Here is a 24,528-nt window from a genome sequence, read left to right as displayed (position 1 = left end):
TGTGTTGCTGCGCCTTTGTATGCCTCTACGCTCTGCGGGTTTGCTGTTTCGCCCTAGCTGGCAGCGGGCGGTTCGATTGCCGGCAGCATGAATTCCCACATCTCGTCAATGCGGCGAAGAACGTCGGAGCGGGCTGTCAGGACGTTGGACACCATCTGGACTCCGGTGAAGGAGGCGACCAGATACCGGGCAAAGGCGGCGGGCTCCAGCGTGGGCCGGACAGTTCCCTCGGCTTGGGCTTGGCGGAGCAGTTGGTCCACTGTTTCTATCCAGTCCTGGTAGGGGCCCGAAATATCGGCATCAAATGCGGATGCTTCGAAAGTGAGACGAATTCCGCCTTGGACAATCGCTTCATCAAGCAACTGCCGGCCGAACATCCTGCATAGCCCAATGATCTTGTCCAGGGCAGGCGTGCTTGAGCCCACGATGCCTGCACCCGCAGCGAGAACCAGCGCATGCTGTTCCTCGATGACGGCCAAGGCCAAGTCCCGCTTGGACGTGAAATGGAAGTACAGTGCCCCCTTGGTTACCCCGGCGCGTTTGGTGATGTCGCTCAGGCTTGCATTGCCGTACCCAACTTCTGCGAAGACATGGGCGGCACCTTCAATGACGGAAAGGCGGGTGTGTTTCGCACGTTGCTGCATGTGTGGTGGGGGAACCTTTCCGTTGTTCCGAAGGTGGGGTGGCAGCAACAGCCGCCGTCGAGACTCCACAACGCTACCACCGCGGATAAATCAAAGTGCGAAGAAACCGACTGAACGGTTTGGTTTATTGGCTGACTGATCCTAGACTTCAGGTGGAGTCGCACCGGCCTAGGCCGGGCGGGACTCCCGCAGCCGATTGGGGGGGAGGTGCGGTGGAGCGATCCAGCGCACCCCGGCTGCGGTGAACGGTTGCGAGAATCGGCTGGGTCAACCTAGCCCCATCGGACAGGAACGCCCGCCGATCCCAGTGATGGGGATCACGCTTCAGCGATTTCGCTTCTTGGTGGATTGTGGTTAGTATTGACGAGTTGCTTCGGCGGGAAGGGAAATCTTCCTCCTGAAATCAACAAGATCCGGGGCTGTGGCGCAGCTGGTAGCGCACCTGCATGGCATGCAGGGGGTCAGGGGTTCGAGTCCCCTCAGCTCCACTTCGGATAAGAAAGACCCCGCTCAGGCGAGCGGGGTCTTTTGCTTTGACAGCCAGTATTGCGGTCCAGCTTTGTTCTCCCGTGGCGGATTCCTATTCCGGGCGGACGCCAAATTCGGCTGCACTCAGGAACTCGATGCCTTGGAATGGCTGATCTCCTACTACGCGGGCATGGTGTCCCGGTGGGATCGAGTACGAATCACCGCCGGAAATGTTGACCTTTCCACCGTCGTTGGTTTCCACCTCAAGGGCACCGGAGACGCAGAAGCCTACATGGCTCAATTGGCAGGAGTCAGTTCCCACGACGGGTTTGATGCAGTCGTCCCAGGTCCAGCCGGGTTCAAAGGTGGTCCGGCCGATTGTGTAGTCGCCGACGGTCACTACCTCAACCGTTGTCTTGTCCGGTTTGCGCGTTTCGTCGGGGGAGTTGTGTGATTTCACTTGGAGTTGCGTGACAACATTGACACTCATGGTTTGCTCTCAGGGAAGGGAGCCGGTTAAAGTGCGGTCCCGGGGCCTGGCTCGTCGGTTGGGCGGGACCGATGCCTGCCGCGGTCACGGTATGGGTTCACCATCCGATGCGTCAACAGGTGCTTGGCGTGCTGCATCATCCACATTCCTCCGAAGGCACCATGAAGTCGAGACACTAAAGCGAACGAATTTCTTACGGGTTTGGGTACCACTTCCGTATGACTGACAAGAAAGCGAGAACAGCATAGTGACCGCACAGGAGCTGGAATCACTGTTCGGCACGCTCAGCCGGCTTCCTGATGTTGAAGCGGAGAACCTCCAGGCATACGACGCCACAGACCGTCTCCTGCTTGAGACCGCCGCGGATTATCTCCGACCGGAAACGCGGGTGGCCGTCATTGGCGACCGGTACGGTGCTCTGACGCTGGGTGCTTTGGTGGCGGCCGACGTCGGGAATGTCCGCGTCAACCAAGACCTCTACACCGGAAGGCTTGCGCTCCAGCGCAACGCGGAGGCAGCTGGCCTGCAGGGCCTGTTCAGCGCCCACGAATTGGGTGCGGAGCACTTGGCGGGCGCGAACCTGGTGTTGATGCAGTTGCCGAAATCGCTGGCGGAGCTGGAGGAAAACGCCGACGCCGTTGCCCGCTACGCTGCGCCTGATGCGGTGCTGCTCGCAGGGGGTCGCATTAAGCACATGTCCCTGGGCATGAATGGGGTCCTTGACCGCTATTTCTCCTCTGTACAACCGCAGCTTGCGCGCCAGAAGTCCAGGGTGCTGGTGGCAAGCAATCCCAAACCAGTTTCCGCCACCCCTCCCTACCCGGTGGTGGAGCAGTTGCCGGAACTGGGAATCACGGTCTGCGCTCACGGTGCTGCTTTTTCAGGTGCGCGCCTTGACATCGGAACCCGCTACCTCTTGACCTTCCTGGACCGTATGCCGGAAGCGCGACGCGTCGTGGATCTGGGCTGTGGGACCGGCATTCTTGCCACGATGTTTGCACGGCACCAGCCGAAAGCGAGCGTGGTGGCCACTGATCAGTCCGCGGCGGCTGTGGCATCCACCGTGGCCACGGCAGCTGCCAATGGGCTGGGTGACCGGATTTCCGTAATCCACGACGACGCCATGTCCACACTCGATGCGCGAAGTGCGGATCTTGTCCTGCTGAATCCACCATTCCACCTTGGAGCCAGCGTGCATGCCGGCGCTGCCCTGAAGATGTTCCAAGCGGCCGCGCGCGTCCTCGCTCCCGGCGGTGAGCTGTGGACGGTGTACAACAGCCATCTGCAATACCGGCCTGCCCTCGAGCGCCTCATAGGTCCCACGGTGGAGGAAGGCCGGAACCCGAAGTTCACGGTGACGCGGAGTCGTCGTGGATGAGCGGCCCGTCGCTCTCACATAGAATTTAGTGTCATCGTTACCAAGCCCTGACCCCGGTGCGTGCGTGTGCGCATACCCGTGTGAGCGTGGGTATCGTACGATTCAGACAAAGACGAAGTACGATGATGTTTTTTCCGAATGACTAGGGGAATCAGTGACTGAGATCCGGCAGCCCACACCGAGGCGCGGAACGAATCTACCCCGCATGGGTGACTTTAATCTGACTGTCATTCTGGAGGCGATCCGGCGGTCGTCGGGTGGGCTCAGCCGTGTGGAACTCGCCCAGATTGTGGGACTGTCGCCTCAGACCATCTCCAATATTTCCCGTCGCCTGCTTGACCAGCACTTGATTGTGGAGGCAGGCAAAGAGGGCACTGGCCCAGGCAAGCCTCGAACCATCCTTCGGCTCAACCCATCGGGCATGTATGCCGTGGGTGTCCACCTTGACCCTGCAGTCATCACTTTCGTTGTCCTGGACCTCCTCGGCGACGTCGTCAGGCATTCGCGGATGGCTACTCCCGGGGGCGATCCTGCCGCTGTGATCACGAGCATCGCCCAGCAGATCAAGGTCCTTATTGAGGAATCGGGCGTGGATGCATCCAAGATCGCGGGGCTCGGCGTAGCCGTCCCGGGCCCGATCGACCTCGATGAAGGTTCCGTTGTGGAGCCCCCGCTGTTGACTCGGTGGAACCGCGTGCGCATCAGGGAGGCCCTTACGGAGGCGACCGGCCTGGAGACTCTCGTGGACAAGGACGTCACCAGTGCCGCGGTGGCCGAAACCTGGGCTGGCGGGGCCAGTGGTGCGGGCAGTTTCGTCTTCATGTATATGGGCACCGGTATAGGCTGCGGCATTGTCCTGAATGATGAAGTGGTCCGTGGGACGTCCGGGAACGCCGGCGAAATCGGACATATCATCGTTGATCCAACGGGTCCGCAGTGTGACTGTGGGCTCCGTGGCTGCGTGAAGTCCTCGTGTATTCCCCAGGTCCTGGTCGCAGAGGCCGAGGCGGCCGGTGTGTTGGACAGCCATGGCGAGGACGCGGATGGGCCCCAGGTACAGGAACGATACGCACTGTTGTGCGACAAAGCCGATGCTGGCGACGAAAAAGCCATTGCCATCCTTGACAAGTCCGCGACGCTCGTGGCCCGTGCCGTCTCGGTAGTGACCAACACCCTTGATGTCGAACGAGTTGTTTTCGGCGGTCCTTTCTGGGGACGCATGTCCAAGTACTTCCTGGAGCGTGTTCCGGGCCTGATCGCTGAGAACAGTGCGGCCCGCATGATCCACGGCATAGAAGTTGTGGGTTCCGGGGTGGGCGAGGATGTCGGCGCTATTGGTGCGGCGTGCCTCGTCCTGGAGCACACGCTGGCACCACGCGCCCAACGGCTACTGCTTGAGGGCTAACTACTCAGCCACGTTGACTCGATTGGAGCAAAATGCGCCGCCCCATGAGGTTTGCCACTGTCCTGCCCGTCGTAGCCGCTCTTCTCGCTGCAGCCGCTTGTTCCTCGACGCCTCCAACTGCCGCGAACAAGACCCTGAAGATCGTCTACCAGAAATCCGACTCCTTCACAGCCCTGGACGCCGTGATGCAGGACGCCAAAAAGGAATTCGAGGCGGCCAACTCTTCGGTGACGGTCAACCTCGAACCGATACAAGCCAACGACGACGATTATGGCACCAAACTTGCGCTGGCCCAGCGCTCGCCGGATACCGCGCCGGACGTCTTCTACGAGGACACGTTCAAGGTGCGTTCGGACGTCGACGCCGGGTACCTCCTCAAGCTGGACAGCTATCTTCAAAAGTGGGACGACTGGTCCACGTTCAACGAAGCCGCCAAAGCAGCGGGCCGGGCTGATGACGGAGGTATTTACGCGGTGCCGGTCGGCACGGACACGCGTGCCATCTGGTACAACAAAGCGGTGCTGAAGAAGGCCGGAATTTCCGTTCCGTGGCAGCCGAAAACGTGGGAAGACATCCTGTCCACGGCACGTGCCATTAAAGCCTCGGACCCCACCGTGATTCCCTTCAACATGTACGCGGGCAAGGGCACGGGCGAGGGCACTGTCATGCAGAGCTTCTACGAACTCCTCTACGGGACCGACAGCACGCTCTACGACGAAAAGGAAAAGAAATGGGTGGTCGGCTCCCAGGGTTTCACTGACTCGCTGGCCTTCCTGAAGACCCTCTATGACGAAAAGCTCGCAGCGAGCCCGGCTGAAGCCCTCGATGCCAATGTTTGGAAGAAGGTCTTTGGCGAGTGGTTCCCGCAGGGCAAACTGGCGGCAACGGTGGAAGGCTCCTATTCGCCGTCGTTCTGGCAAAAAGGCGGCCCCTATGAGTGGGCAGGCTACGAGCAGGACATGGGTGTAGCCATGTTCCCCACCAGGAACGGACAGGAACCTGGCGGCGTCAGCATGTCCGGTGGCTGGACCCTGGCCGTCGGTGCGAAGAGCAAAAACGCCGAGCTTGCGTTCAAGTTCCTCACCACCGCGCTGAACAAGAAGAATGCCTTGGCCTTTGACATCAACAACTCACAGATAGCGGTGCGCACCGACGTCGCATCGGAATCGAGCTACCTTGCTGCGAATCCTTTCGTGAAGGACGTGTCAGAGTTGGTGAAGGTGACGCACTACCGCCCGGCTACCGCAGATTACCCAAGGATCTCGACGGCGGTCCAGGTAGCCACCGAGTCTGTCATCACTGGAAAGCAAAGCCCCGAGGACGCCGCGGCGGAGTATGACGCCACGGTTCGCAAACTTGTTGGCGATGACAAGGTCCTGGAGAGATGACATCAGAGAAATGACAGCTGGGAAATGACGATTCGCCGCTACCTGCGGCTGCTGCCGGTTGTTCCGTCCGTTCTCCTGCTCCTGTTCTTCCTCCTGGCCCCGGTTGCCTGGTCCTTCTACGCGTCGTTCACGGATGCCGCACTCTCAGGCCGGGCAGCCCGGGATCCGCACTGGGTGGGGCTGGACAACTATGTCCGGATGTTCAGTGATGACGCGTTTCCGCTGGCTGCTTGGCTGACCGTAGTTTTCGTCGCGGCATCGGCTGTGCTCGGCCAGAACGTGCTCGGCCTGCTCATCGCGCTGCTCATGACGCACTCGCGAAAGGCAGTTTCTTCGTGGGTGGGAACGGCGGTTGTGGCGGCCTGGGTACTCCCGGAGATCGTGGCTGCGTTCGCCGCTTACGCCTACTTCAACCGGGACGGCACGCTGAACCAGATGCTGGCCTTCTTTGGCGGGCAGGGGCTGGACTGGCTGTACACGTTCCCACTGGTCGCGATCATCCTGGCGAACACTTGGCGCGGAACGGCGTTTTCCATGCTCGTGTACAGGGCTGCCCTCGCGGATGTGCCACACGATATCTCGGAGGCTGCCCTGATGGATGGGGCGCATGGCTGGCAGCGTCTGGCATTCATCACATTGCCCATGATCAGGAGCAGCATTGCCACTAACTTGATGCTGATCACCCTTCAGACGTTGGCCGTGTTCACCCTTATTTGGGTGATGACGGCTGGCGGTCCGGCCAATGCGAGCACTACCTTGCCGGTGTTGGCCTATCAGGAGGCCTTCAAATTTGGGGATATTGGCTACGGCACTGCGGTTGCTTCGGTACTGATTTTGTTGGGAGTGGTCTTCGGCGCAGTGTATGTGCGCCTGCTCAGGGACCAGAGGCCGTGACGTCCAGGCTGCGGCTTGCGGCAGATATCGCTTTGGCCGTGATCGGGTTCTGCTTCGTGGCGCCTCTGCTGTGGTTGCTGCTGGCCGCCGTCGATCCTCAGGCCGGCTATCAGACCGCGCTGCCGTCGGCGCCATCGATGGAGAATTTTGGCGCGGTGTTCACGCCGGAGCTGTTGTTCCAGCCCCTGGCCAACAGTTTCCTTCTTTCAGCGGGAACAGCGGCCGTCAACCTGGTGGCAGCTGTCCTTGCTGCGTATCCGTTGTCCCGCTACCAATCGAGGTTCAACAAGCCGTTCATGTACTCCGTGCTGTTCGGGACGTCGTTGCCGGTGACGGCCATTATGGTGCCCGTCTATGGGTTGTTCGTCCAGCTTCAGTTGCTCGATTCCATGGTGGCAACCATTTTCTTCATGGCAACAACCACCCTGCCGATGGCCATCTGGATGATGAAGAACTTCATGGACTCCGTTCCCTTGGAACTGGAGGAGGCGGCATGGATGGACGGTGCCTCAAGCATGGCGGCCTTGCGCGCGGTGGTGCTGCCTCTCATGAGGCATGGCTTGGGCGTGGTGTTCATCTTCGTCTTCATACAGGCATGGGGAAACTTCTTCGTTCCCTTCATCCTGTTGCTCTCCACGGCCAAGCAACCAGCCGCGGTGTCCATCTTCAGCTTCTTTGGCCAGCATGGTGCCATAGCTTACGGACAGCTCGCGGCGTTTTCCATCCTGTACTCAGTGCCGGTGCTGTTGCTGTACGTGCTGGTATCCCGGAGCGTAGGCAGCTCCTTCGCGTTATCCGGCTCGGTGAAGGGTTAGTCGATGTCCTCGACTATTTCGCCGTAGGGTATCGACTCGTCCAGATGAGCCTGGTGTCCGGTGGGCCCCGTGTTGTAGGTAATCCGGACCCCGTGCCTCTGGTCTGCCGCGGACTGCAGCAGAACTGGACGAACGGCGTCGATGACGCGCTGGCTTTGGCCGTTGAGATACTGCTCGTAGCGGGCTGGTAGCTGATGCATGGCAAAAGAATAGACCTCAGAAGTCCACATGGGGAGGGCTCCCCATTGCCACGGTGTTCAGGGGAGGCTTGGATAGAGTCTCCGATGCAGGTCCTGGTGCGGTACGACGGGCTGCCTGCCTCAATGATTGACGCCAGCGAGGGGACCACGAGTGCTTCAGAACACAGCCGCAACGGGAATCGAGGCACGGGACACCGGAATCGAGGCACCGGAGCTGGCCCGTGCCCAGCAGCTCGTTGGCAGCATTATCTCCAGCTTCGAGATTAAGGTGGTTGGCCAGTCCAGGCTGCAGGAGACGCTGGTGATCGGCCTCCTGACCGGCGGACATGTCCTTTTGGAGAGCGTTCCGGGCCTGGCCAAGACCACGGCGGCCCAGGCACTCGCGGAATCGGTGAGTGCCGATTTTCGCCGAATCCAATGCACTCCGGACTTGTTGCCGAGCGATATCGCAGGCACCCAGATCTTTGACGCGGCCAAAGGCACCTTCATCACCCAACTCGGTCCTGTTCACGCCAACATAGTGTTGCTCGATGAAATCAACCGCTCCAGTGCCAAAACGCAGAGCGCCATGCTGGAAGCGATGCAGGAACGGCAGACGTCCATCGGCGGCGAGTCCTATCCTCTGCCTGAGCCTTTCCTTGTGCTGGCAACTCAAAACCCGATTGAGCAGGAAGGGACCTACCGCCTTCCGGAAGCACAGATGGATCGCTTCATGCTCAAGGACGTCCTGGACTATCCCAGTCCGGCGGAGGAAGCCGAGGTCATCCGGAGGATTGACGCCGGAGTGTTTCGGGCAGCGCAGAAGCCCCCGGCCGCCGCGTCACGTGATGACGTGGTCCAGGTCCAGGAACTCGTGAAGAGGATTTACCTTGATCCCGCCATCATCAGGTACATCGTTGGCTTGGCCTATGTGACGCGTCATGCCTCCCAGTACCTGGAACCCCGGTTGGCGGACCTCATCGAATTTGGCGCAAGCCCCCGGGCCAGTATTGCCTTCAGCCAGGCAGCCAGGGCGTTGGCACTGCTCAATGGGCGGGACCACGTCATCCCGGAGGACGTCAAGAAACTGGCCCACAGGATCCTGCGCCACAGAATAGTGCTGGGCTTCGACGCCGTGGTTGAAGGTGTTCCCGTGGAAACCATCATTGATGCAGTGCTCGCGTCCGTGCAAACGCCGTAGGGGGAGCCCCGTGCCGAGCCTCCTCAGACGCGTGAAGTCGAAGATGTTCATCTTCGCCCATCGTAGGACCCTCAGCCTGCTGGAAGGCGAATACGGTTCTGTCTTCAAGGGCCGCAGCCTCGACTTCGACGAATTGCGCTCGTACGTCCCCGGCGACGAAGTCAGGGACATTGATTGGAAAGCCACGGCCCGCCATGGATCGCCGCTGGTCAAACGCTATGTGGCCGTACGCCGTCATTCGGTGCTGCTGCTCGTGGACACAGGACGGAACATGGCAGCCCACGCTGCCTCCGGTGAATCCAAAAAGGACATTGCCATTGATGCTGCCGGCGTGCTGGGCTACCTCGCAAGCACGCACGGGGACGACGTCGGACTCCTGCACGGCTCGGCCGTCACCTCCCGCTACGTCCCGCCCCAGAGCGGTGAAGAGCACTTGGAGCGGCTGCTCCGGGAAATTGATGCGGGCATTTCCCTGGACGGACCGGCGAGCGCAATCACCGAGCAACTCCACTACGCGCTGAGGTTCTTGAAGGGCCGCCTGCTCATTGTGGTGCTCGCCGATGAGTTAATGCCCGACGCTCACACGCAAACGCTGCTCCGGCGCCTGCGGGCACGGCACGAAGTCCTTTGGCTGACCATCCTCGACGCCGAGTTGGCCAGGGAACCAGGGTACCCGGCGCCTACGCAGGAAGCCAGCATCGACGTCGGGAACGGGCACCGGATCCCGGCGCCCTTGGCGGGGAACAGTGAGGTTCGTGCCGCCTATACCCTCGCCATGCGCAAGCGCGGGGAGGAGCGCTGCACCATCTTCCGCCAGCTTGGGATTGCCGAGCAGGCGGTACACGCCACAGGCGATGTCCTGCCCGCGGTGTTCGCGCTCCTTGAGAAGCACCGCTCGGGCGCGAGGTCCGCAAAGGGCAGGTTGGTGCAGTCCGCGAGAGGCAACCCCCAGGGCGGCAACCGTGCAGAATGACGCCGGCTTCTACGCACCTCTTCAATACCACCAGTTGTGGCTGTGGCTGGGGCTGGTACTTCTGCTCCTCGTAGCATGCTGGTACGGATGGATCCTGCGGCCAGTCCGCAAAGCAACGCCACAGACACTGGCGGGCGCCCCCGTGGCGTCACGCGACCTGGAACCGCTGCGGGCCAGGTGCCTGTCAGCAATAGATACCCTCGAAAGAGAGGCCGACGCCGGCCGCATCCCCGCACGCGACGCCCACCAGCGACTCAGCCTCCTCGTGCGGGAATTCGCGGTTGCAGCCACAGGGCTTCCGGCCACCTCCATGACACTTGAGGAACTGCGCCTCAACGGGCTGGATCAGTTCGCCGTGGGCATCGCCGCGATCTATCCCAACGAATTCGCGCCCGTGGCCGCACATTCCGTACAGGACTCCGCAAATACTGCCCGCCAGGTGGTACAAGCGTGGAACTGACTTACTGGTGGATTCTTCCCCTCGCTGCCTTGGCACTGGTGATCGCCGCCAGAGAATTCATCCGCCGTCGACCGCAAATGGGCCGGCCCGTGGCGCACGGCGAGCGCCTCACCCATCTTCCCGAGTACCAACACGCACTACGGCGCTACAAGGCCACTTTGGTCCTGGCAGTTGCCGTGGGCGCGTTATTCCTCACGGCCACAGCAACAGCGGCGGCAAGACCCGCGCAGCGCACCACGGAGCGGCCCGAAATCCGGAACCGCGACATCGTCCTCTGCCTGGACGTTTCAGGATCCATGACCAGTACGGATGCTGCCATCGCCAACGTGTTCCAGCAACTTGCCCGGGAATTCGACGGCGAGCGCATCGGCATGGTGATCTTCGATAGCAGCAGTGTCCAACTGTTCCCGCTGACGGACGACTACGACTACGCCGCCGAACAGCTCACGGTAGCCCGGAAGGCCCTCGATAGCGGCGCAGGATCTTTCTTCGACGGGACATGGAATGGGGGAGGATCGTCCCTGATTGGCGATGGCCTGGCATCCTGCGTGCAAAGCTTCCCGGACGTTGAGTCCGGGTCCGGGTCCGGGAACGCCAAGCGCTCGCGGTCTGTTGTGCTGGCGACGGACAACTTCCTTTCCGGTGAACCCATCTTCACCTTGCAGCAGGCCGGCGAGTTGGCCCGGGGCAAGAACGTCAAGGTGTATGCGCTGAACCCAGGCGACTTCGACTACGGAGATCAAGCTGATCAGCCAGGCGCTCAACTCAGGGTGGTTGCCGAAGGAACTGGTGGCAGCTACTTCACCCTGGACAGTCCCGACGCAGTGCCCGGAATCGTCCACCGAGTGCAGGAAACCGAAGCCATCAGCTACCTGGCGGCTCCACAGATTGCCGTGGCCGACTCTCCGGCGCTACCGCTTGGGGTCGCGCTGCTCGCAGGCGTGGTAATGCTGATACTCGGATGGAGGTTGAGCCCGTGACCATTCTTCCGATCATCCCCTGGGGACTCCTTGCAGCCATAGGCATAGCAGTCATCGCCTTCACCGTGTGGGCGATCGTTCGCAGTCCCCAGACCAAAAGGAGGGTGCGGTTTACCGCCTTCCGGGGTGCCGCCGTCGTGCTTCTGGTCCTGGCCGCACTGCGTCCGGGATGGGCCGGCAGTGAGGCGAGGACCGCGGTGGCGGACCTTGACGTATTTTTCGTCGTCGATACCAGCACCAGCATGGCCGCAGAAGATTACAACGGCACGGGGACGCGCTTGTCAGGTGCCGCGAACGACGTGATGGCTATTGCCAAGGAACTGGCGGGAGCAAGGTTTTCCCTCATCACCTTCGACAATAAAGCGACCGTCCGCATGCCTTTGAGCCAGGACGCCACAGCGCTGCAGACAGCCATGACCACACTGCAGCCGCAAAACCCACGGTATGCCAACGGCAGCAGCGTTACCGGCGCGGGAACGTTGCTCAAGGACAGGCTCAAAGCTGCCAGGGAGCAGCATCCAGGGCGTCCAGCGTTGGTCTTCTACGCAGGCGACGGCGAGAACACAGCGGCCGCAGACCCAGCACCGATGCCGGTGGATGCGAACACCGTAAGTGGAGGAGCGGTGCTGGGTTACGGCACGGGGCAGGGTGGCCGGATGAAAGACCCTTCAGACACCGCAGGCGGGTACCTAAAGGACAAGAACGCCGGCAATAGCCAGGACGCCGTGTCCAGAATCGATGAAGGACAACTGAAAAACATCGCAGCTCAGCTCCATGCCCCGTACGTCCACCGAAGCGGGAACGAACCTACGGCTGACATGCTTGCCAAAGCCCAACCCGGCGCCCTTACGCCCACAGTGGACGATGGACCCGGCCGCGTGGAACTCTACTGGCTCTTGGCGCTCGCCGGATTCCTGCTGGCCGTTCATGAACCCCTCCGGCATTTCACGGCGCTACGGGAAGTGCGGGGTCAAAGTTGAGATCCGTCCAGCTGCGGTCTCTTGCCCTGTGGTCCATGCCGCCAGCCCTGCTGGCGCTCGCCGTGGCACTGAAACTCCTGAGTGTGGGCGCCTTGGGAGGGTATGCAGCACATACGTTTGGCACGGCCGATCCGGACGGTGCGGCCAGAGCCGCGTCCTGGCTGCAGGTGGCAAACTTGATCGAGCCGCACAAAGCCTACTTCGCATCCGGCGACGCCCACGTTCTGGCCGGCGACTTCACTGCGGCTCGGAAGGACTTCGAGGCGGCGTTGGATGCAGGCGCTGGCAAGGATGAATGCCAAGTGCGTGTCAACCTGGTGCTGAGCGTCGAGAAACTGGGGGATGCTGCCTTGGCTGCAGGCAATAGGCCAACGGCAGCTACGTTGTTTCGTGACGCGTTGGACGTCGTCCAGTCCTCGCCTGCTCAGTGTGGCGAAGAGGGTCCCGGAAATTCGGCGGGGGAAGGGCGGGCCCTGGATTCGGCTACCGACCGGCTTAAAGCCAAGATAGCTGCGGACTCCAAAGGAAGCGGCGAGGTGCAGGCCAAGGGTACGCTGCCCGATCAACAGCACGAGCAACTGCAAAAACTGGGGGAGACCGCGCAAGAGGCGCAACGGGAGCGGGCGGAAGGGCAGCAACGTGAGGAGTACCTGCGCGGCCCCGCGAATAACTCCGGCGTAGACAGGCCCTGGTGAGCCATTCGACGAACAAAGTTCGCAATTTCCTCGTCACGGATCGTAAAACTGCGTCTTAATTCGGTAGTCGAGTTGAACCGATCCTTGCCCACAACCTAGTGCCCCCATGTGGGCCTGACATTTGCACACGGAAAGCTTCATTTCAGGCGTACCAGTCGCGGCTGCGTCCTGCTGGAGTTCTTTCGTGTATCCCAAACTCAATTCATCGATCATGCAATCAATGGTTTCCTTGGATCCATTGGGTGTCGTTCGATGACGAACAGCCAAGGACGCAAATGTCGCCACCAAGCCTTGTTGACGTACATCCCAACCTCGCCGGAACGGCCCCCGTAGCACTTTCCTACGAACTGTTTCCCCCGCGTACTCCGGCCGCCGCAGAAACCCTGTGGACCACCATCCGTGAACTCGAAACCACCGAACCGGACTACGTCTCCGTGACGTACGGCGCAAGTGGGTCCAGCCGGGACACCGCAGTTGACCTCATCAACCGCCTCCTGCTCGAAACCACGCTTCGGCCCCTGGCCCACTTGACGTGTGTTGGCAACACGCCGGTTGAACTGGCGGAGATCATCGGTGAACTCCTGGACCACGGAGTCCGTGGCATCCTCGCACTGCGCGGGGACCTGCCCAAGGACGGAAGCCAACCCGCCAGTGGCTCACTCCGGTACGCCCAGGACCTTATTGAACTGATCCGCCGCGTGGAGCAGCGCCGTTCAGCACTTCTTTGCGCTGGCAAGATCGCTGTCGGAGTTGCCGCGTACCCCACAAAGCACCCTGAATCGCCAAGTGTGGGCCACGACGTCGAAGTCCTCCTTGCCAAGCAGCGTTTAGGCGCGGACTTCGCGATCACGCAAGTCTTCTTCCACGCAAACGAATACTCGGACCTCGTTGCACGTGCGCGTCGGGCCGGGGTCACCATCCCGATCATCCCCGGCGTCATGCCGCTGACCAGCCTCCGGCGCCTTAAGCGCCTCGGCGAGCTGGCCGGCGTCGACCCTTCCGTGGAACTCATGGCGCGCCTCGCTGCCGTGGACACTGAAGCAGAGCGCCGCAGGATCGGCGTGGCCGCTACGGTGGACCTCGCCAACGCGGCACTTGATGCCGGAGCACCCGGCATCCACTTGTACACCTTCAACGAGCACGCCCACGCGCTGGACGTGCTGGACAAATTGGCGCTTCCAAGGCCTGCCAGGCCTCTCAGCCGCGCCGTCCCCACGGCCCGTCGCCAGGAATTCGCCAGCTGAATCCGTCGCCGGACGCGTTCGGCACTGCGACACCATTTTCAAGAACATCACGTCATCAAGGAGCTTCTCCATGCCTGAAAACAACACCTCCGCCACTCCGTTCCCGGCAGCGTCCCTGCTCGGCTACCCGCGCATCGGCCGTCGCCGCGAGCTGAAGAAGGCCGTCGAAGCCTACTGGGCCGGCAAGATCGACGCCGCCGCCCTGGACGCCGCAGCCAAGGACATCCAGCTCACCATCGCCAAGCGCCTGCAGGAACTCGGCCTCACCGAAGCTGCCGCTGTACCGGGCACGTTCTCCTACTACGACCAGGTGCTGGACACCACTGCACACCTCGGCGCAATTCCGGCGCGCTTCGGCAAGCTCCTCAACGCCGAGGGCCAGCTGGACATCGACGGCTACTTCACCTTGGCACGCGGCAACAAGGAACAGCAGCCGCTGGAAATGACCAAGTGGTTCGACACCAACTACCACTACCTCGTTCCGGAAATCGGCCCGGAGACGGAGTTCACCCTCGCCTCCACCGCCAAGGTTGACGAGTTTGCCTTTGCTCTGGCCAACGGCATCGAGACCCGCCCTTACATCGTCGGCCCGGTCACCTACCTGCTGCTCTCCAAGGCATCGGACGACGCCCCCGCCGGTTTCGCACCGCTGTCCCGCCTTGAGGACATCCTTCCCGTCTACGTGCAGCTGCTTGAGAAGCTTGCAGCCGCCGGCGCCAGCTGGGTCCAGCTCGATGAGCCCGCGCTGGTTGTTGACCAGGACACCCCCGCCGCCGAAATCGAAGCAGCCGTTGCCCGTGCCTACGAAGTCCTCACCGCTGCCGCCAAGCGTCCGCAGATCCTCGTCTCCACCCCCTATGGTTCGCTCGATGGCCAGCTCGGGACGCTTGCCGCCACCAACATCGATGCCCTGCACATCGACGTCTTCAAGGGCGCAGTTCCGTCCGCAGCAGCCCTTGCCGGCCTCGGCAATAAGACCTTGGTTGCATGCGTTGTTGACGGCCACAACATCTGGCGCAACGACCTCGCCGTATCCGCCGCGAAGCTGGACGAGCTGAAGGCTGCTGTCGGCAAGCTCGCCGTCAGCACCTCCACGTCCACCCAGCACGTCCCGCACGACGTCGCCGAGGAGACGCTCCTTTCCGAACAGCTCCGCAGCTGGCTCGCTTTCTCCGACCAGAAGGCAGTGGAAGTCAAGACCCTCGCTTCCTACCTGGCAGACCCCGCGTCCGCGAAGGCTGCCATCGACGAAGCATCCGCCGTGATTGCTTCCCGTGCAACTGCTGAAGGTGTCCGCCGCGACGACCTACCTGAAGTGGTCCGTTGACTCCTTCCGCCTCGCGACCGCCGGCGCTGCCGACGCCACGCAGATCCACACGCACCTCTGCTACTCGGAGTTCGGCGTGATCATCGATGCCATCGACGGCCTCGACGCAGACGTCACCTCCATCGAAGCTGCACCCTCCCGCATGGAGGTCGTCCACGACCTCGAGTCCCACGGCTTTGGCCGCGGTGTTGGTCCGGGCGTCTACGACATCCACTCGCCGCGTGTTCCGGGTGAAGCTGAAGTCACCGAACTCCTGGCCGCCGCCGTCAAGCACGTTCCGTCCCGCCAGCTCTGGGTCAACCCGGACTGCGGCCTGAAGACCCGTGGCTACGCCGAGACCGAAGAGTCCCTGCGCAACCTCGTCAAGGCAACCCAGACAGTTCGCGCCACGCTGCCCGAAGCTGCCAAGTAAGTCAGCCTCCACAGACGACGGCGGCCGGTCACCGAAAGGTAACCGGCCGCCGTCGGGCGTTTAAGCTTCAGCCTTCACGATTCCCAAAGAATTTCGTCATCCACTACTCCGTCTTCGTCCGCCGCCACTACCAGCAGCTCATCGGTGAAGTGTGAGCCCAAGGTGAAGTCCAGGACGAAATAGCGCTCGGGCTGGCCGGGGTAGATGGCCACATGACCCAGCTTGAGGGCTTTGAGGAAGACATCGTTGGTGAGCTGGGACTTGTCCCGGACGCCGAATACCGATTCGAGCTGTTCTTCCTTGAGCTGGGAACTGTGGAAATGAAGGAACTGCTGGGGATTGGTGCCGTCCTGGTCCAGTTCGTCAGCGATCATCTCCCGGACCTGGTCAACCAGCTCCGGCAGGAAGCGCAAGCGGTAGTCCACCTTGTGCATGGCGGCCTCGTCGAAATGGTCATGCGCCGTGACGTTGAGGTCCAGCTCAAGCTGATTGCCGCCGAGTTCGTGTTTGGTCACGAAGCAATGTTCACGCCCGTGATTGAGCTCGATCTCCCCAAAATGTGTGCTCGCTACCTTGCCCATGTGATCAATCTAACCCCAACATCCGGCGGGTTCCAGCAATTGGGAAGAATTCACCTTCGACGCTGGGGACCCTTGACAGGCGCTTGTTTCAGGGGATGCAAACCGCTCTTTTCCGACGTGCCCCGGAGGGTGTCGGCAAGAAGTTGCGTGAAGAGTTGCACTTGCGCTGTGCGCTTTTCATTGATGAGCAGCGCGAACACGTTCCGCGCCAGCCGGATGTCAGGAACGTCAAGGACCACGACGCCGGGCGGCCGGTTGCGCAGCGCAAGCTCCGGTACCAGCGAGGCGCCCAGACCGGCTGCGGTCATCTCCAAACTCGCGTGGAAGTCGTCGCTGTAGGCCACGACCCGGGGGTGCAGGTTGCAGCTGGCGAACAGCCGCTCAATCACCAGGGCGTCGCTGGTGCCCGGGTGGTGCACGATCCACGGCATATCCGACAGATGCGCCGCCTCGATTTCGGCGTCCTCGCGGATCTTCCATGATGCCGGGAGCACCACGCGGAAGTCGTCATCGCCGATCCATTGGCGCTCCAGGGAATGCGGCCATGCCAATCCTGACTGGCCCACCTGGTACACCAAGGCGACGTCCAATTCTCCGCCACTGCGCAGCCCCTGGATGGTCTGTGCCGGCTCAGCGACTGATACACGCAGTTCTATGCCGAGTCCGTTCCATCGTTCATTCCGCAGGATGTCCGGCAGCACGTACGTGGCAAGGCTTGGGAAGATGCCTAGCCGCAACTCCTGGGCGGGTGCATCGTTTGTCCTTGACGCGGCGGCCATCAGCGCTTCGACGTCGGTAAGCACCTTTGACGCGTGCCGGGTCATGGTGATGGCGGCCTCGGTGGGAATCACGCTCCTCGCTGAACGCTGGAAGAGTTCGACGCCGGTGTCGCGTTCCAGCGCGGCCATCTGTTGGGAAACGGCGGACGCTGTGTAGCCGAGCTGCGCGGCTGCAGCGGCGAAGGAACCCAGCCGGGTGACCTCCAACAGGGTCCGAAGATGGAGAAGGTTGACCATCAGCTGTCCTTTTGCTCGTTTCTTCCTGCCAACACAGGGGAGTGGTCTCCCTTGAAGCATCAGGGAAACCGTACTCTGCCTTTGACCAACAGCAAATGTGGCTGTCGGGCTTGTGTTCGCCACGCCACATTTTCAAAGTGTCACGACACGCCGGAACCGGACGACACGCTGGAGATTAAATGTGGCTAAGTAGTCCACAGGGTGTGGATTTCATCTCTCACTTTGGCGGAATTACGGACATTTTGAGGCCCCTGCCCTGTGGACGAGCGGTGGATTGAATGACATACTTGTAATACATCATCTTGGGGTCCCGGCGAGGCGCTTGCACTACATGTAGTATCGGTTTACGGATTGAGCGGGAAACCAGCACAAGACTAAATAAGCGTGTTGGCTGCCACAGCAGCCTGCGGGCCGGTATCGGATTCAGTATTCAGTTCCGGTTGAGCCCGCCAGATACGAAGAGCGACAGACTTCAACTAAGGGGACAGGGATCATGACCGTTACGGTTTACACGAAGCCGGCCTGTGTTCAGTGCAACGCAACCTACCGGGCACTCGACAAGAAGGGCATTGCCTACCAGAGTGTCGACATCTCCCAGGACGCCGAGGCGCTGGAACGCCTCAAGGCGCTGGGTTACATGCAGGCTCCCGTCGTCGTGACCGAGCAGGACCATTGGTCTGGATTCCGCCCGGACAAGATCGAGGAACTGGCCCAGGCCGTTTCCTCCGTGGCCTAAGTTTTCTTTCGGACTTCGCCACCACAGCACGCAAGAATTCCTATGTAGTCGAGGTGACTCCCATGGCGCCGCTGGCAACGGCATCCGTGCGCAATGACACGGACACTGTGACCACCAGGAGTCACCTCATCTACTTTTCCTCGACATCCGAGAACACCAAGCGCTTTGTCCAGAAATTGGGCAGGGATGCAGCGCGCATCCCGCTCTATGCGCACGATGCCCCGCTTCAAGCACTTGAACCCTTCGTCCTTGTCCTGCCGACCTACGGTGGGACGAACGGCGAAGGTTCAGTGCCCAAGCAGGTCATCAGGTTTCTCAACAACCCACGGAACAGGGAACTGATCCGTGGCGTTATCGGTGCAGGAAACACCAACTTCGCGGACAACTATTGTGCAGCGGGAGACATCATCGCCGCCAAGTGCAAAGTGCCGCATCTCTATAGGTTTGAACTCATGGGGACGCCGGAAGACGTCGATCGGGTCAATCAAGGATTGGAAAAGTTTTGGACACTACTGTCGCAGAAACAGAAGTAACCGGGGGCGCTGTGGAAACGGCCAAGAAGCCGCTGCCGGAGGCCTATAAGGGCCTGGGCTATCACGAGCTCAACGCCATGCTGAACCTGTATGGCCCCAACGGCGAGATCCAGTTTGAAGCCGATCGTGAAGCCGCGCACCAGTACTTCCTGCAGCATGTGAACAACAACACCGTGTTCTTCCATGACCTGGAAGAGAAGCTCGACTACCTGGTGAAGAACCAGTACTACGAGCGCGAAACACTCGACCAGTACACGATGAACTTCATCCGCGAGCTCTTCAACCGTGCATACAAGAAGAAGTTCCGGTTCGAGACCTTCCTTGGCGCCTTCAAGTTCTACACGTCTTACACCTTGAAGACGTTTGACGGCAAGCGCTTCCTTGAGCGCTACGAAGACCGCGTCTGCATGGTTGCGCTGCACCTTGCCCGCGGTAACGAAGAACTGGCCAGCCGCCTCGTTGATGAAATCATCGATGGCCGCTTCCAGCCCGCAACCCCCACCTTCCTGAATGCTGGCAAGGCCCAGCGCGGTGAGCTGGTCTCCTGCTTCCTGCTCCGTATCGAAGACAACATGGAGTCGATTGCCCGCGCCATCAACTCCGCGCTCCAGCTCTCCAAGCGGGGTGGAGGCGTGGCCCTTTCGCTCACCAACATCCGCGAGCACGGCGCCCCGATCAAGCAGATAGAAAACCAGTCCTCCGGTGTCATCCCTGTGATGAAGCTCCTCGAAGACAGCTTCTCCTACGCCAACCAGCTTGGTGCCCGCCAAGGTGCAGGTGCCGTGTACTTGCACGCACACCACCCGGACATCTACCGCTTCCTGGACACCAAGCGCGAGAACGCCGACGAGAAGATCCGCATCAAGACGCTCTCCCTGGGTGTCGTGATCCCGGACATCACGTTCGAACTCGCCAAGAAGAACGAGGACATGTACCTCTTCTCCCCGTACGACGTCGAGCGCGTGTACGGAGTTCCCTTCTCTGACATTTCCGTCACGGAAAAGTACTACGAGATGGTTGACGATTCCCGGATCAAGAAGACCAAGATCAGCGCCCGGGAGTTCTTCCAGACCCTCGCGGAGATCCAGTTCGAGTCCGGCTACCCGTACATCATGTTCGAAGACACCGTGAACCGGGCCAACCCTATCGCCGGCAAGATCACCATGAGCAACCTCTGCTCGGAGATCCTGCAGGTTTCCTCGCCGTCCGTCTACGCCGAAGACCTGAGCTACGAGACCGTGGGTAAGGACATTTCCTGCAACCTCGGTTCGATGAACATCGCAAAGACCATGGATTCGCCGGACTTCGGCCTCTCGATCGAGACCTCCATCCGTGCCCTCAGCGCTGTGTCCGACATGTCCTACATCAACTCGGTGCCGTCGATTGCCCAGGGTAACGCCCAGAGCCACGCGATTGGCCTCGGCCAGATGAACCTCCACGGATACCTTGCCCGTGAGCACGTCCACTACGGTTCCGAAGAGGGCCTGGACTTCACCAACATCTACTTCTACACGGTGCTGTTCCACGCACTCCGCGCTTCGAACAAGCTGGCCATCGAGACCGGCCAGAAGTTCGGTGGCTTCGAGAAGTCGACGTACGCCAGCGGCGAGTTCTTCGACAAGTACACGGAGCAGGAATGGGTTCCGGAGACGGAACGTGTCCGCGAGCTCTTCGCCGGCCACCACATCCCCACGCAGGATGACTGGCGCGAGCTGAAGGCGTCCGTGATGGAGCACGGTATCTACAACCAGAACCTCCAGGCCGTTCCGCCCACCGGTTCCATCAGCTACATCAACAACTCGACGTCGTCGATCCACCCGGTGGCCGCCAAGATTGAAATCCGCAAGGAAGGCAAGATTGGCCGCGTCTACTACCCGGCTCCGTACCTGACCAACGACAACCTGGAGTACTACCAGGATGCGTACGAGATCGGCTACGAGAAGATCATCGACACCTACGCAGCTGCAACGCAGCACGTGGATCAGGGCCTGTCCCTGACGCTGTTCTTCAAGGACACCGCCACCACGCGTGATATCAACAAGGCGCAGATCTACGCATGGCGCAAGGGCATCAAGACCCTCTACTACATCCGTCTCCGCCAGCTCGCGCTGGAGGGCACGGAGGTGGAAGGCTGCGTTTCATGTGCGCTATGACGGTGGTGCTTTGAGTTGAAGGGAATTACGACGGCGACAGGCGGCTTGGTTTACGGCGTGCGGCTTCGGCGGGACGTTGAGTACCGCTACGTCGGCATAACGACCAAGACCGCCAGCCGTCGGTTCCATCAACATCTCAGAGTTGCCGCAGAAGGGCGTAAGACACCCTTCTATGACTGGGTGAGGAAACAGGATCCTGCAGATCTCATAGCCGACGAACTTGATTGGCTCGAAGGACTGGACCAGCTTGGCCAGGCTGAGATTGATTGGATTGCTTACCTAAGGAGCCAAGGGGATCGCCTCTTGAATCTCTCAGAGGGCGGGCTGGGTCCGATTGGCGTGGTGTGGACAGAAGAAATGCGGGAAGCCGCTCGACTTCGATCTACCGGGCGGAAGGGCCTGAGCCGATTCGGTGAGGAGAATCCCTTCTTTGGTAGCTCACACTCGCCGGAGCAGCGGGAAAAGTGGTCCGACGAACGAAGGGGCACGTTCGTCGGATCGGACAACCCAAACTTCGGGAAGTTCGGTCCGGACCACCCGGGGTTCGGTCACACCATGCCGCTTGAGTCGCGTATGGCACTTTCAGAAGCCTTCAGCGGCGCGGGCAATCCTAATTTCGGCAAGAAAGCCAGTGCCGAAACTCGTGCGAAAATGTCTGCTGTCAGGAAAGGCAGGCCAATGCCATCCAGCCGACGAAATGCGCACACCAGACATCACACGAACAAGGGCCTTGTGAACCCAACCTGCCAGCATTGCATCGACGATGCAGCGCAAGCGAAGCTCATGCGAGAAAGTGAAAACGACAATGACTGAGAAAGTGAAGCTCCTGACGCACGTCGAGGCCATCAACTGGAACAAGATCCAGGACGACAAGGACGTGGAAGTCTGGAACCGGCTGGTCAACAACTTCTGGCTGCCGGAGAAGGTGCCGCTGTCCAACGACGTCCAGTCGTGGCACACGTTGACGCCGGATGAGCAGCAGCTCACCATGCGCGTTTTTACTGGCCTCACCCTGCTGGACACCATCCAGGGCACGGTTGGTGCAGTTTCGTTGATCCCGGATGCGCTGACCCCGCACGAGGAGGCCGTGTACACAAACATCGCCTTCATGGAATCTGTCCACGCGAAGTCCTACTCGTCCATTTTCTCCACCCTGTGCTCCAGCAAGGAGATTGACGACGCTTTCCGCTGGTCCCTCGAAAACGAGAACCTGCAGAAGAAGGCTCAGATTGTCATGGACTACTACCAGGGCGACGACCCCCTGAAGCGCAAGGTGGCCTCCACGCTGCTGGAGAGCTTCCTGTTCTACTCGGGCTTCTACCTGCCCATGTACTGGTCCTCACGTGCCAAGCTCACGAACACGGCCGACCTCATCCGCCTCATCATTCGCGACGAGGCCGTGCACGGTTACTACATCGGCTACAAGTTCCAGAAGGGCCTGGAGAAGGTTTCCGAGGCCCGCAAGCAGGAAATCAAGGACTACACGTTCGAATTGCTCTTCGAGCTGTACGAAAACGAAGTCCAGTACACCCACGACCTCTACGACGGCGTCGGCCTGGCCGAGGACGTCAAGAAGTTCCTGCACTACAACGCCAACAAGGCCCTCATGAACCTCGGCTACGAGGCCATGTTCCCGGCTTCCGTCACCGACGTGAACCCGGCCATCCTGTCGGCACTCTCCCCGAACGCTGACGAGAACCACGACTTCTTCTCCGGCTCGGGCTCCTCCTACGTGATTGGGAAGGCTGTCAACACTGAGGATGAGGACTGGGAGTTCTAAGGGTTCTATTGCGGTACTGAGATCTGAGCTTAAATTCATCAAGTCCTGTCGTAGGGCGGACAAATGGGGGAATCTTGACAAGTAACGACGTAGTTCTTTTGGCCGACATGCTCGCTCGATCACGGGCGGAGACTACGGCGCTACTTAGCGAGTCAGAACATGAAACTTACTTCGCCGCCCAGCAATATCTTCGTCACTTTAACGCCACTCACGACGATTTGTTGTCGGGAATCGTAGACGGCACCCAAGACGGCGGCATTGATGCAATGTATGTTTTTGCCAATGGATTTTGCATCCGTGATGACACGCCTCTAAAAGGGCTTGGGCGGAATGCGCAGTTGGACTTGATTGTTCTTCAGGTGAAGAACACAAGAGGTTTCGGCGAAACTGCCATTGATAAGCTTGTGGTGAATCTTCCTCGCTTGCTTGATTTTGGTCGTGAAGAGTCCAAGCTTGCCAGGACTCTGAATCCCCGCGTAATAGAGATATCTCGTCGTTTTCTTAATGCTTATCGTGCTTTGGAGATGCCGACGCTCCGAATTATTACCTGTTATGTGGCCTTAAAAGCCGAACAGTTGCATCCGAACACGCTAGAAAAGTCGACTCTGATAGCCGATGTCTTGCGAGAATCTTTTGCATCTTGTAGCCCAACAATTGATTTCATTGATGCGGCTGCGTTGTCGGATATGGCTCGTGAGAAGCCGTCTATTACGCGATCAATAGCCTTGGCGGAGAATCCAATTTCGACCGACACCGCCGGTGGCTATATCGGAGTCGTTCGCCTTGATGAATATGAGAAGTTCATTACTGATGACAGCGGTAACCTTGATGCCTCACTTTTCGAAGCAAATGTCCGTGACTATGAGGGTGAGACTACAGTAAACCGCAGCATCCAAGCAACGCTGGAAAAGCAAGACGAAGATGTGGATTTCTGGTGGCTTAATAATGGTGTCACAATAGTCGCTAGCCGCGTCCAGCCTGCTAATAAGCTCCTTGAATTGGATTCTCCGCAAATTGTCAACGGGTTGCAGACTTCGCATGAAATCTATAAGCGGGGTCGAAATTCCATCGGTACAAATGAGAAACGTAGCGTGCTGGTCAAGGTCATCCAAGCTGCCGATGACAAGATTCGCGATAGAATTATTCGGGCGACGAATAGTCAAACAAGCCTAAGCCTCAGTTCTCTCCGGGCAACCGACAAGGTTCAGCGGCAGGTTGAGGAATATCTTCTCAAATACGGGTTGTACTATGAGCGACGGCGGCATTTACATAGGAACCGAGGTATTCGGGTTGATGATCTTGTTTCTATAGACCAAATGGGTCAGGCCCTCTTGGCAGGCCTTGTGCAAATGCCGCATTTAGCCAGGGGGCAGGTGAGTAAGGTATTCGAAGATGAGGTCTATGATCTTCTATTTGCTCCGACACACCCAATTGCTGCTTACTTGGTTGCAATCCGGTTGCAGAGGGATTGCGAGGCGTTTCTTCGAGCTGAACCATCTACGCGGGGGCAGGTTGAGGACTTCTGCTTCCATCTGACCATGTTGGCAACAATTGCCTCGACGAGGAAAAACCACCCTTCAGCTGCGGACATCGCCCAATTGGACGGGACGCCAAGTGAACGCGTTCTAGGGGACCTGCTGAAGATCGTCCGGGAAGAATTTGCCGAGGGTGCGCACCGAAAGCGGGAGGTCTTGTTCGACCGCGTTGCAAAAGACCCTGACGTAACAGACGCGCTGCTCGCTCGCGCCAAGAACTATTTGGCATCTAGCCCCCGGCAGTCGGTTGCCAGCTAAGCC

23 protein-coding genes, 1 tRNA gene and 1 pseudogene are annotated in these 24,528 nt (G+C 60.0%); 20 read left to right on the top strand and 5 right to left on the bottom strand.

Annotated features, from left to right (window positions below):
* Positions 1 to 53: 53 nt before the first annotated feature.
* Positions 54 to 644 carry a ScbR family autoregulator-binding transcription factor gene (locus LDN75_RS15030; RefSeq protein ID WP_223933110.1) on the bottom strand — a complete coding sequence of 197 codons (591 nt, stop codon included), beginning with the start codon at positions 642 to 644 and terminating at the stop codon, positions 54 to 56.
* A 415-nt stretch (positions 645 to 1,059) separates the two neighbouring features.
* Between LDN75_RS15030 and LDN75_RS15025 the strand changes: the two genes are divergently transcribed.
* A tRNA-Ala gene (locus tag LDN75_RS15025) sits at positions 1,060 to 1,132 on the top strand.
* 92 nt (positions 1,133 to 1,224) lie between these two features.
* Here the strand turns inward: LDN75_RS15025 and LDN75_RS15020 are convergent.
* Positions 1,225 to 1,602: a cupin domain-containing protein gene (locus LDN75_RS15020; RefSeq protein WP_223933108.1), complete on the bottom strand. Its 378-nt coding sequence runs from the start codon at positions 1,600 to 1,602 to the stop codon at positions 1,225 to 1,227.
* 247 nt (positions 1,603 to 1,849) lie between these two features.
* Here LDN75_RS15020 and LDN75_RS15015 point away from each other — a divergent pair, with 247 nt between their 5' ends.
* The 5 genes from LDN75_RS15015 to LDN75_RS14995 all read left to right on the top strand — a co-directional run bounded on the left by LDN75_RS15015 (position 1,850) and on the right by LDN75_RS14995 (position 7,482).
* A complete protein-coding gene (locus LDN75_RS15015; protein WP_223933106.1) occupies positions 1,850 to 2,980 on the top strand; it encodes a methyltransferase in 1,131 nt (376 codons plus the stop codon).
* Positions 2,981 to 3,185: 205 nt separating this feature from the next.
* Positions 3,186 to 4,385: an ROK family transcriptional regulator gene (locus LDN75_RS15010; protein WP_223933104.1), complete on the top strand. Its 1,200-nt coding sequence runs from the start codon at positions 3,186 to 3,188 to the stop codon at positions 4,383 to 4,385.
* A 44-nt stretch (positions 4,386 to 4,429) separates the two neighbouring features.
* Positions 4,430 to 5,773 carry an extracellular solute-binding protein gene (locus LDN75_RS15005; RefSeq protein ID WP_223933102.1) on the top strand — a complete coding sequence of 448 codons (1,344 nt, stop codon included), beginning with the start codon at positions 4,430 to 4,432 and terminating at the stop codon, positions 5,771 to 5,773.
* 24 nt (positions 5,774 to 5,797) lie between these two features.
* Positions 5,798 to 6,667 carry a sugar ABC transporter permease gene (locus LDN75_RS15000; protein WP_223933100.1) on the top strand — a complete coding sequence of 290 codons (870 nt, stop codon included), beginning with the start codon at positions 5,798 to 5,800 and terminating at the stop codon, positions 6,665 to 6,667.
* The gene (locus LDN75_RS14995) at positions 6,664 to 7,482 is read left to right on the top strand and encodes a carbohydrate ABC transporter permease (RefSeq protein ID WP_223933098.1); all 819 of its coding nucleotides are present in this window, start codon (positions 6,664 to 6,666) and stop codon (positions 7,480 to 7,482) included. Before LDN75_RS15000 ends, LDN75_RS14995 begins: the two co-directional genes overlap by 4 nt.
* On the opposite strand, the gene LDN75_RS14990 is transcribed toward LDN75_RS14995, so the two are convergent.
* Positions 7,479 to 7,712 (bottom strand): hypothetical protein, encoded by a 234-nt coding sequence (locus tag LDN75_RS14990; protein ID WP_223933096.1) that lies wholly within the window; start codon positions 7,710 to 7,712, stop codon positions 7,479 to 7,481. The two genes, LDN75_RS14995 and LDN75_RS14990, sit on opposite strands and share 4 nt — an antisense overlap.
* Before the next feature lie 121 nt (positions 7,713 to 7,833).
* Between LDN75_RS14990 and LDN75_RS14985 the strand changes: the two genes are divergently transcribed.
* The 8 genes and pseudogenes from LDN75_RS14985 to LDN75_RS14950 all read left to right on the top strand — a co-directional run bounded on the left by LDN75_RS14985 (position 7,834) and on the right by LDN75_RS14950 (position 15,933).
* The gene (locus tag LDN75_RS14985) at positions 7,834 to 8,862 is read left to right on the top strand and encodes an AAA family ATPase (protein ID WP_223933094.1); all 1,029 of its coding nucleotides are present in this window, start codon (positions 7,834 to 7,836) and stop codon (positions 8,860 to 8,862) included.
* A 10-nt stretch (positions 8,863 to 8,872) separates the two neighbouring features.
* A complete protein-coding gene (locus LDN75_RS14980) occupies positions 8,873 to 9,835 on the top strand; it encodes a DUF58 domain-containing protein (protein WP_223933092.1) in 963 nt (320 codons plus the stop codon).
* Entirely contained in the window at positions 9,825 to 10,295 is a 471-nt protein-coding gene (locus tag LDN75_RS14975; RefSeq protein ID WP_223933090.1) for a hypothetical protein, read from the top strand. Before LDN75_RS14980 ends, LDN75_RS14975 begins: the two co-directional genes overlap by 11 nt.
* Entirely contained in the window at positions 10,286 to 11,275 is a 990-nt protein-coding gene (locus LDN75_RS14970; RefSeq protein ID WP_223933089.1) for a VWA domain-containing protein, read from the top strand. The genes LDN75_RS14975 and LDN75_RS14970 overlap by 10 nt, the downstream gene beginning before the upstream one ends.
* On the top strand, positions 11,272 to 12,255 hold the full coding sequence (locus LDN75_RS14965) for a VWA domain-containing protein (protein WP_223933087.1): 984 nt from the start codon (positions 11,272 to 11,274) through the stop codon (positions 12,253 to 12,255). Before LDN75_RS14970 ends, LDN75_RS14965 begins: the two co-directional genes overlap by 4 nt.
* On the top strand, positions 12,252 to 12,950 hold the full coding sequence (locus LDN75_RS14960) for a hypothetical protein (RefSeq protein WP_223933085.1): 699 nt from the start codon (positions 12,252 to 12,254) through the stop codon (positions 12,948 to 12,950). The genes LDN75_RS14965 and LDN75_RS14960 overlap by 4 nt, the downstream gene beginning before the upstream one ends.
* A 275-nt stretch (positions 12,951 to 13,225) precedes the next feature.
* Positions 13,226 to 14,194 carry a methylenetetrahydrofolate reductase gene (locus LDN75_RS14955; protein ID WP_223933083.1) on the top strand — a complete coding sequence of 323 codons (969 nt, stop codon included), beginning with the start codon at positions 13,226 to 13,228 and terminating at the stop codon, positions 14,192 to 14,194.
* A gap of 70 nt (positions 14,195 to 14,264) precedes the next feature.
* Positions 14,265 to 15,933, top strand: a pseudogene (locus tag LDN75_RS14950) (hypothetical protein).
* A 74-nt stretch (positions 15,934 to 16,007) separates the two neighbouring features.
* Here the strand turns inward: LDN75_RS14950 and LDN75_RS14945 are convergent.
* Positions 16,008 to 16,514 (bottom strand): DUF2004 domain-containing protein, encoded by a 507-nt coding sequence (locus LDN75_RS14945; RefSeq protein ID WP_223933081.1) that lies wholly within the window; start codon positions 16,512 to 16,514, stop codon positions 16,008 to 16,010.
* Positions 16,515 to 16,564: 50 nt separating this feature from the next.
* Positions 16,565 to 17,530: a LysR family transcriptional regulator gene (locus LDN75_RS14940; RefSeq protein WP_223933079.1), complete on the bottom strand. Its 966-nt coding sequence runs from the start codon at positions 17,528 to 17,530 to the stop codon at positions 16,565 to 16,567.
* A 493-nt stretch (positions 17,531 to 18,023) separates the two neighbouring features.
* Between LDN75_RS14940 and nrdH the strand changes: the two genes are divergently transcribed.
* The 6 genes from nrdH to LDN75_RS14910 all read left to right on the top strand — a co-directional run bounded on the left by nrdH (position 18,024) and on the right by LDN75_RS14910 (position 24,525).
* Complete coding sequence (nrdH, locus tag LDN75_RS14935; protein WP_011775022.1) at positions 18,024 to 18,266, top strand: glutaredoxin-like protein NrdH; 243 nt, start codon at positions 18,024 to 18,026, stop codon at positions 18,264 to 18,266.
* A gap of 62 nt (positions 18,267 to 18,328) precedes the next feature.
* On the top strand, positions 18,329 to 18,799 hold the full coding sequence (gene nrdI, locus LDN75_RS14930; RefSeq protein WP_223933077.1) for a class Ib ribonucleoside-diphosphate reductase assembly flavoprotein NrdI: 471 nt from the start codon (positions 18,329 to 18,331) through the stop codon (positions 18,797 to 18,799).
* A gap of 32 nt (positions 18,800 to 18,831) precedes the next feature.
* Complete coding sequence (nrdE, locus tag LDN75_RS14925) at positions 18,832 to 20,952, top strand: class 1b ribonucleoside-diphosphate reductase subunit alpha (RefSeq protein WP_223937593.1); 2,121 nt, start codon at positions 18,832 to 18,834, stop codon at positions 20,950 to 20,952.
* Positions 20,953 to 20,967: 15 nt separating this feature from the next.
* Entirely contained in the window at positions 20,968 to 21,765 is a 798-nt protein-coding gene (locus tag LDN75_RS14920; protein ID WP_223933075.1) for an NUMOD3 domain-containing DNA-binding protein, read from the top strand.
* Positions 21,758 to 22,732 carry a class 1b ribonucleoside-diphosphate reductase subunit beta gene (gene nrdF / locus LDN75_RS14915; RefSeq protein ID WP_223933073.1) on the top strand — a complete coding sequence of 325 codons (975 nt, stop codon included), beginning with the start codon at positions 21,758 to 21,760 and terminating at the stop codon, positions 22,730 to 22,732. Before LDN75_RS14920 ends, nrdF begins: the two co-directional genes overlap by 8 nt.
* Positions 22,733 to 22,806: 74 nt before the next feature.
* Entirely contained in the window at positions 22,807 to 24,525 is a 1,719-nt protein-coding gene (locus tag LDN75_RS14910) for an AIPR family protein (protein WP_223933071.1), read from the top strand.
* Positions 24,526 to 24,528: the final 3 nt, after the last annotated feature.

Source organism: Arthrobacter sp. StoSoilB5 (assembly GCF_019977235.1).
In the GTDB taxonomy this organism is placed as follows: domain Bacteria; phylum Actinomycetota; class Actinomycetes; order Actinomycetales; family Micrococcaceae; genus Arthrobacter.
Note: the sequence above shows the minus strand (reverse complement) of the source record. Positions and strands in the feature narration are given on the sequence as shown.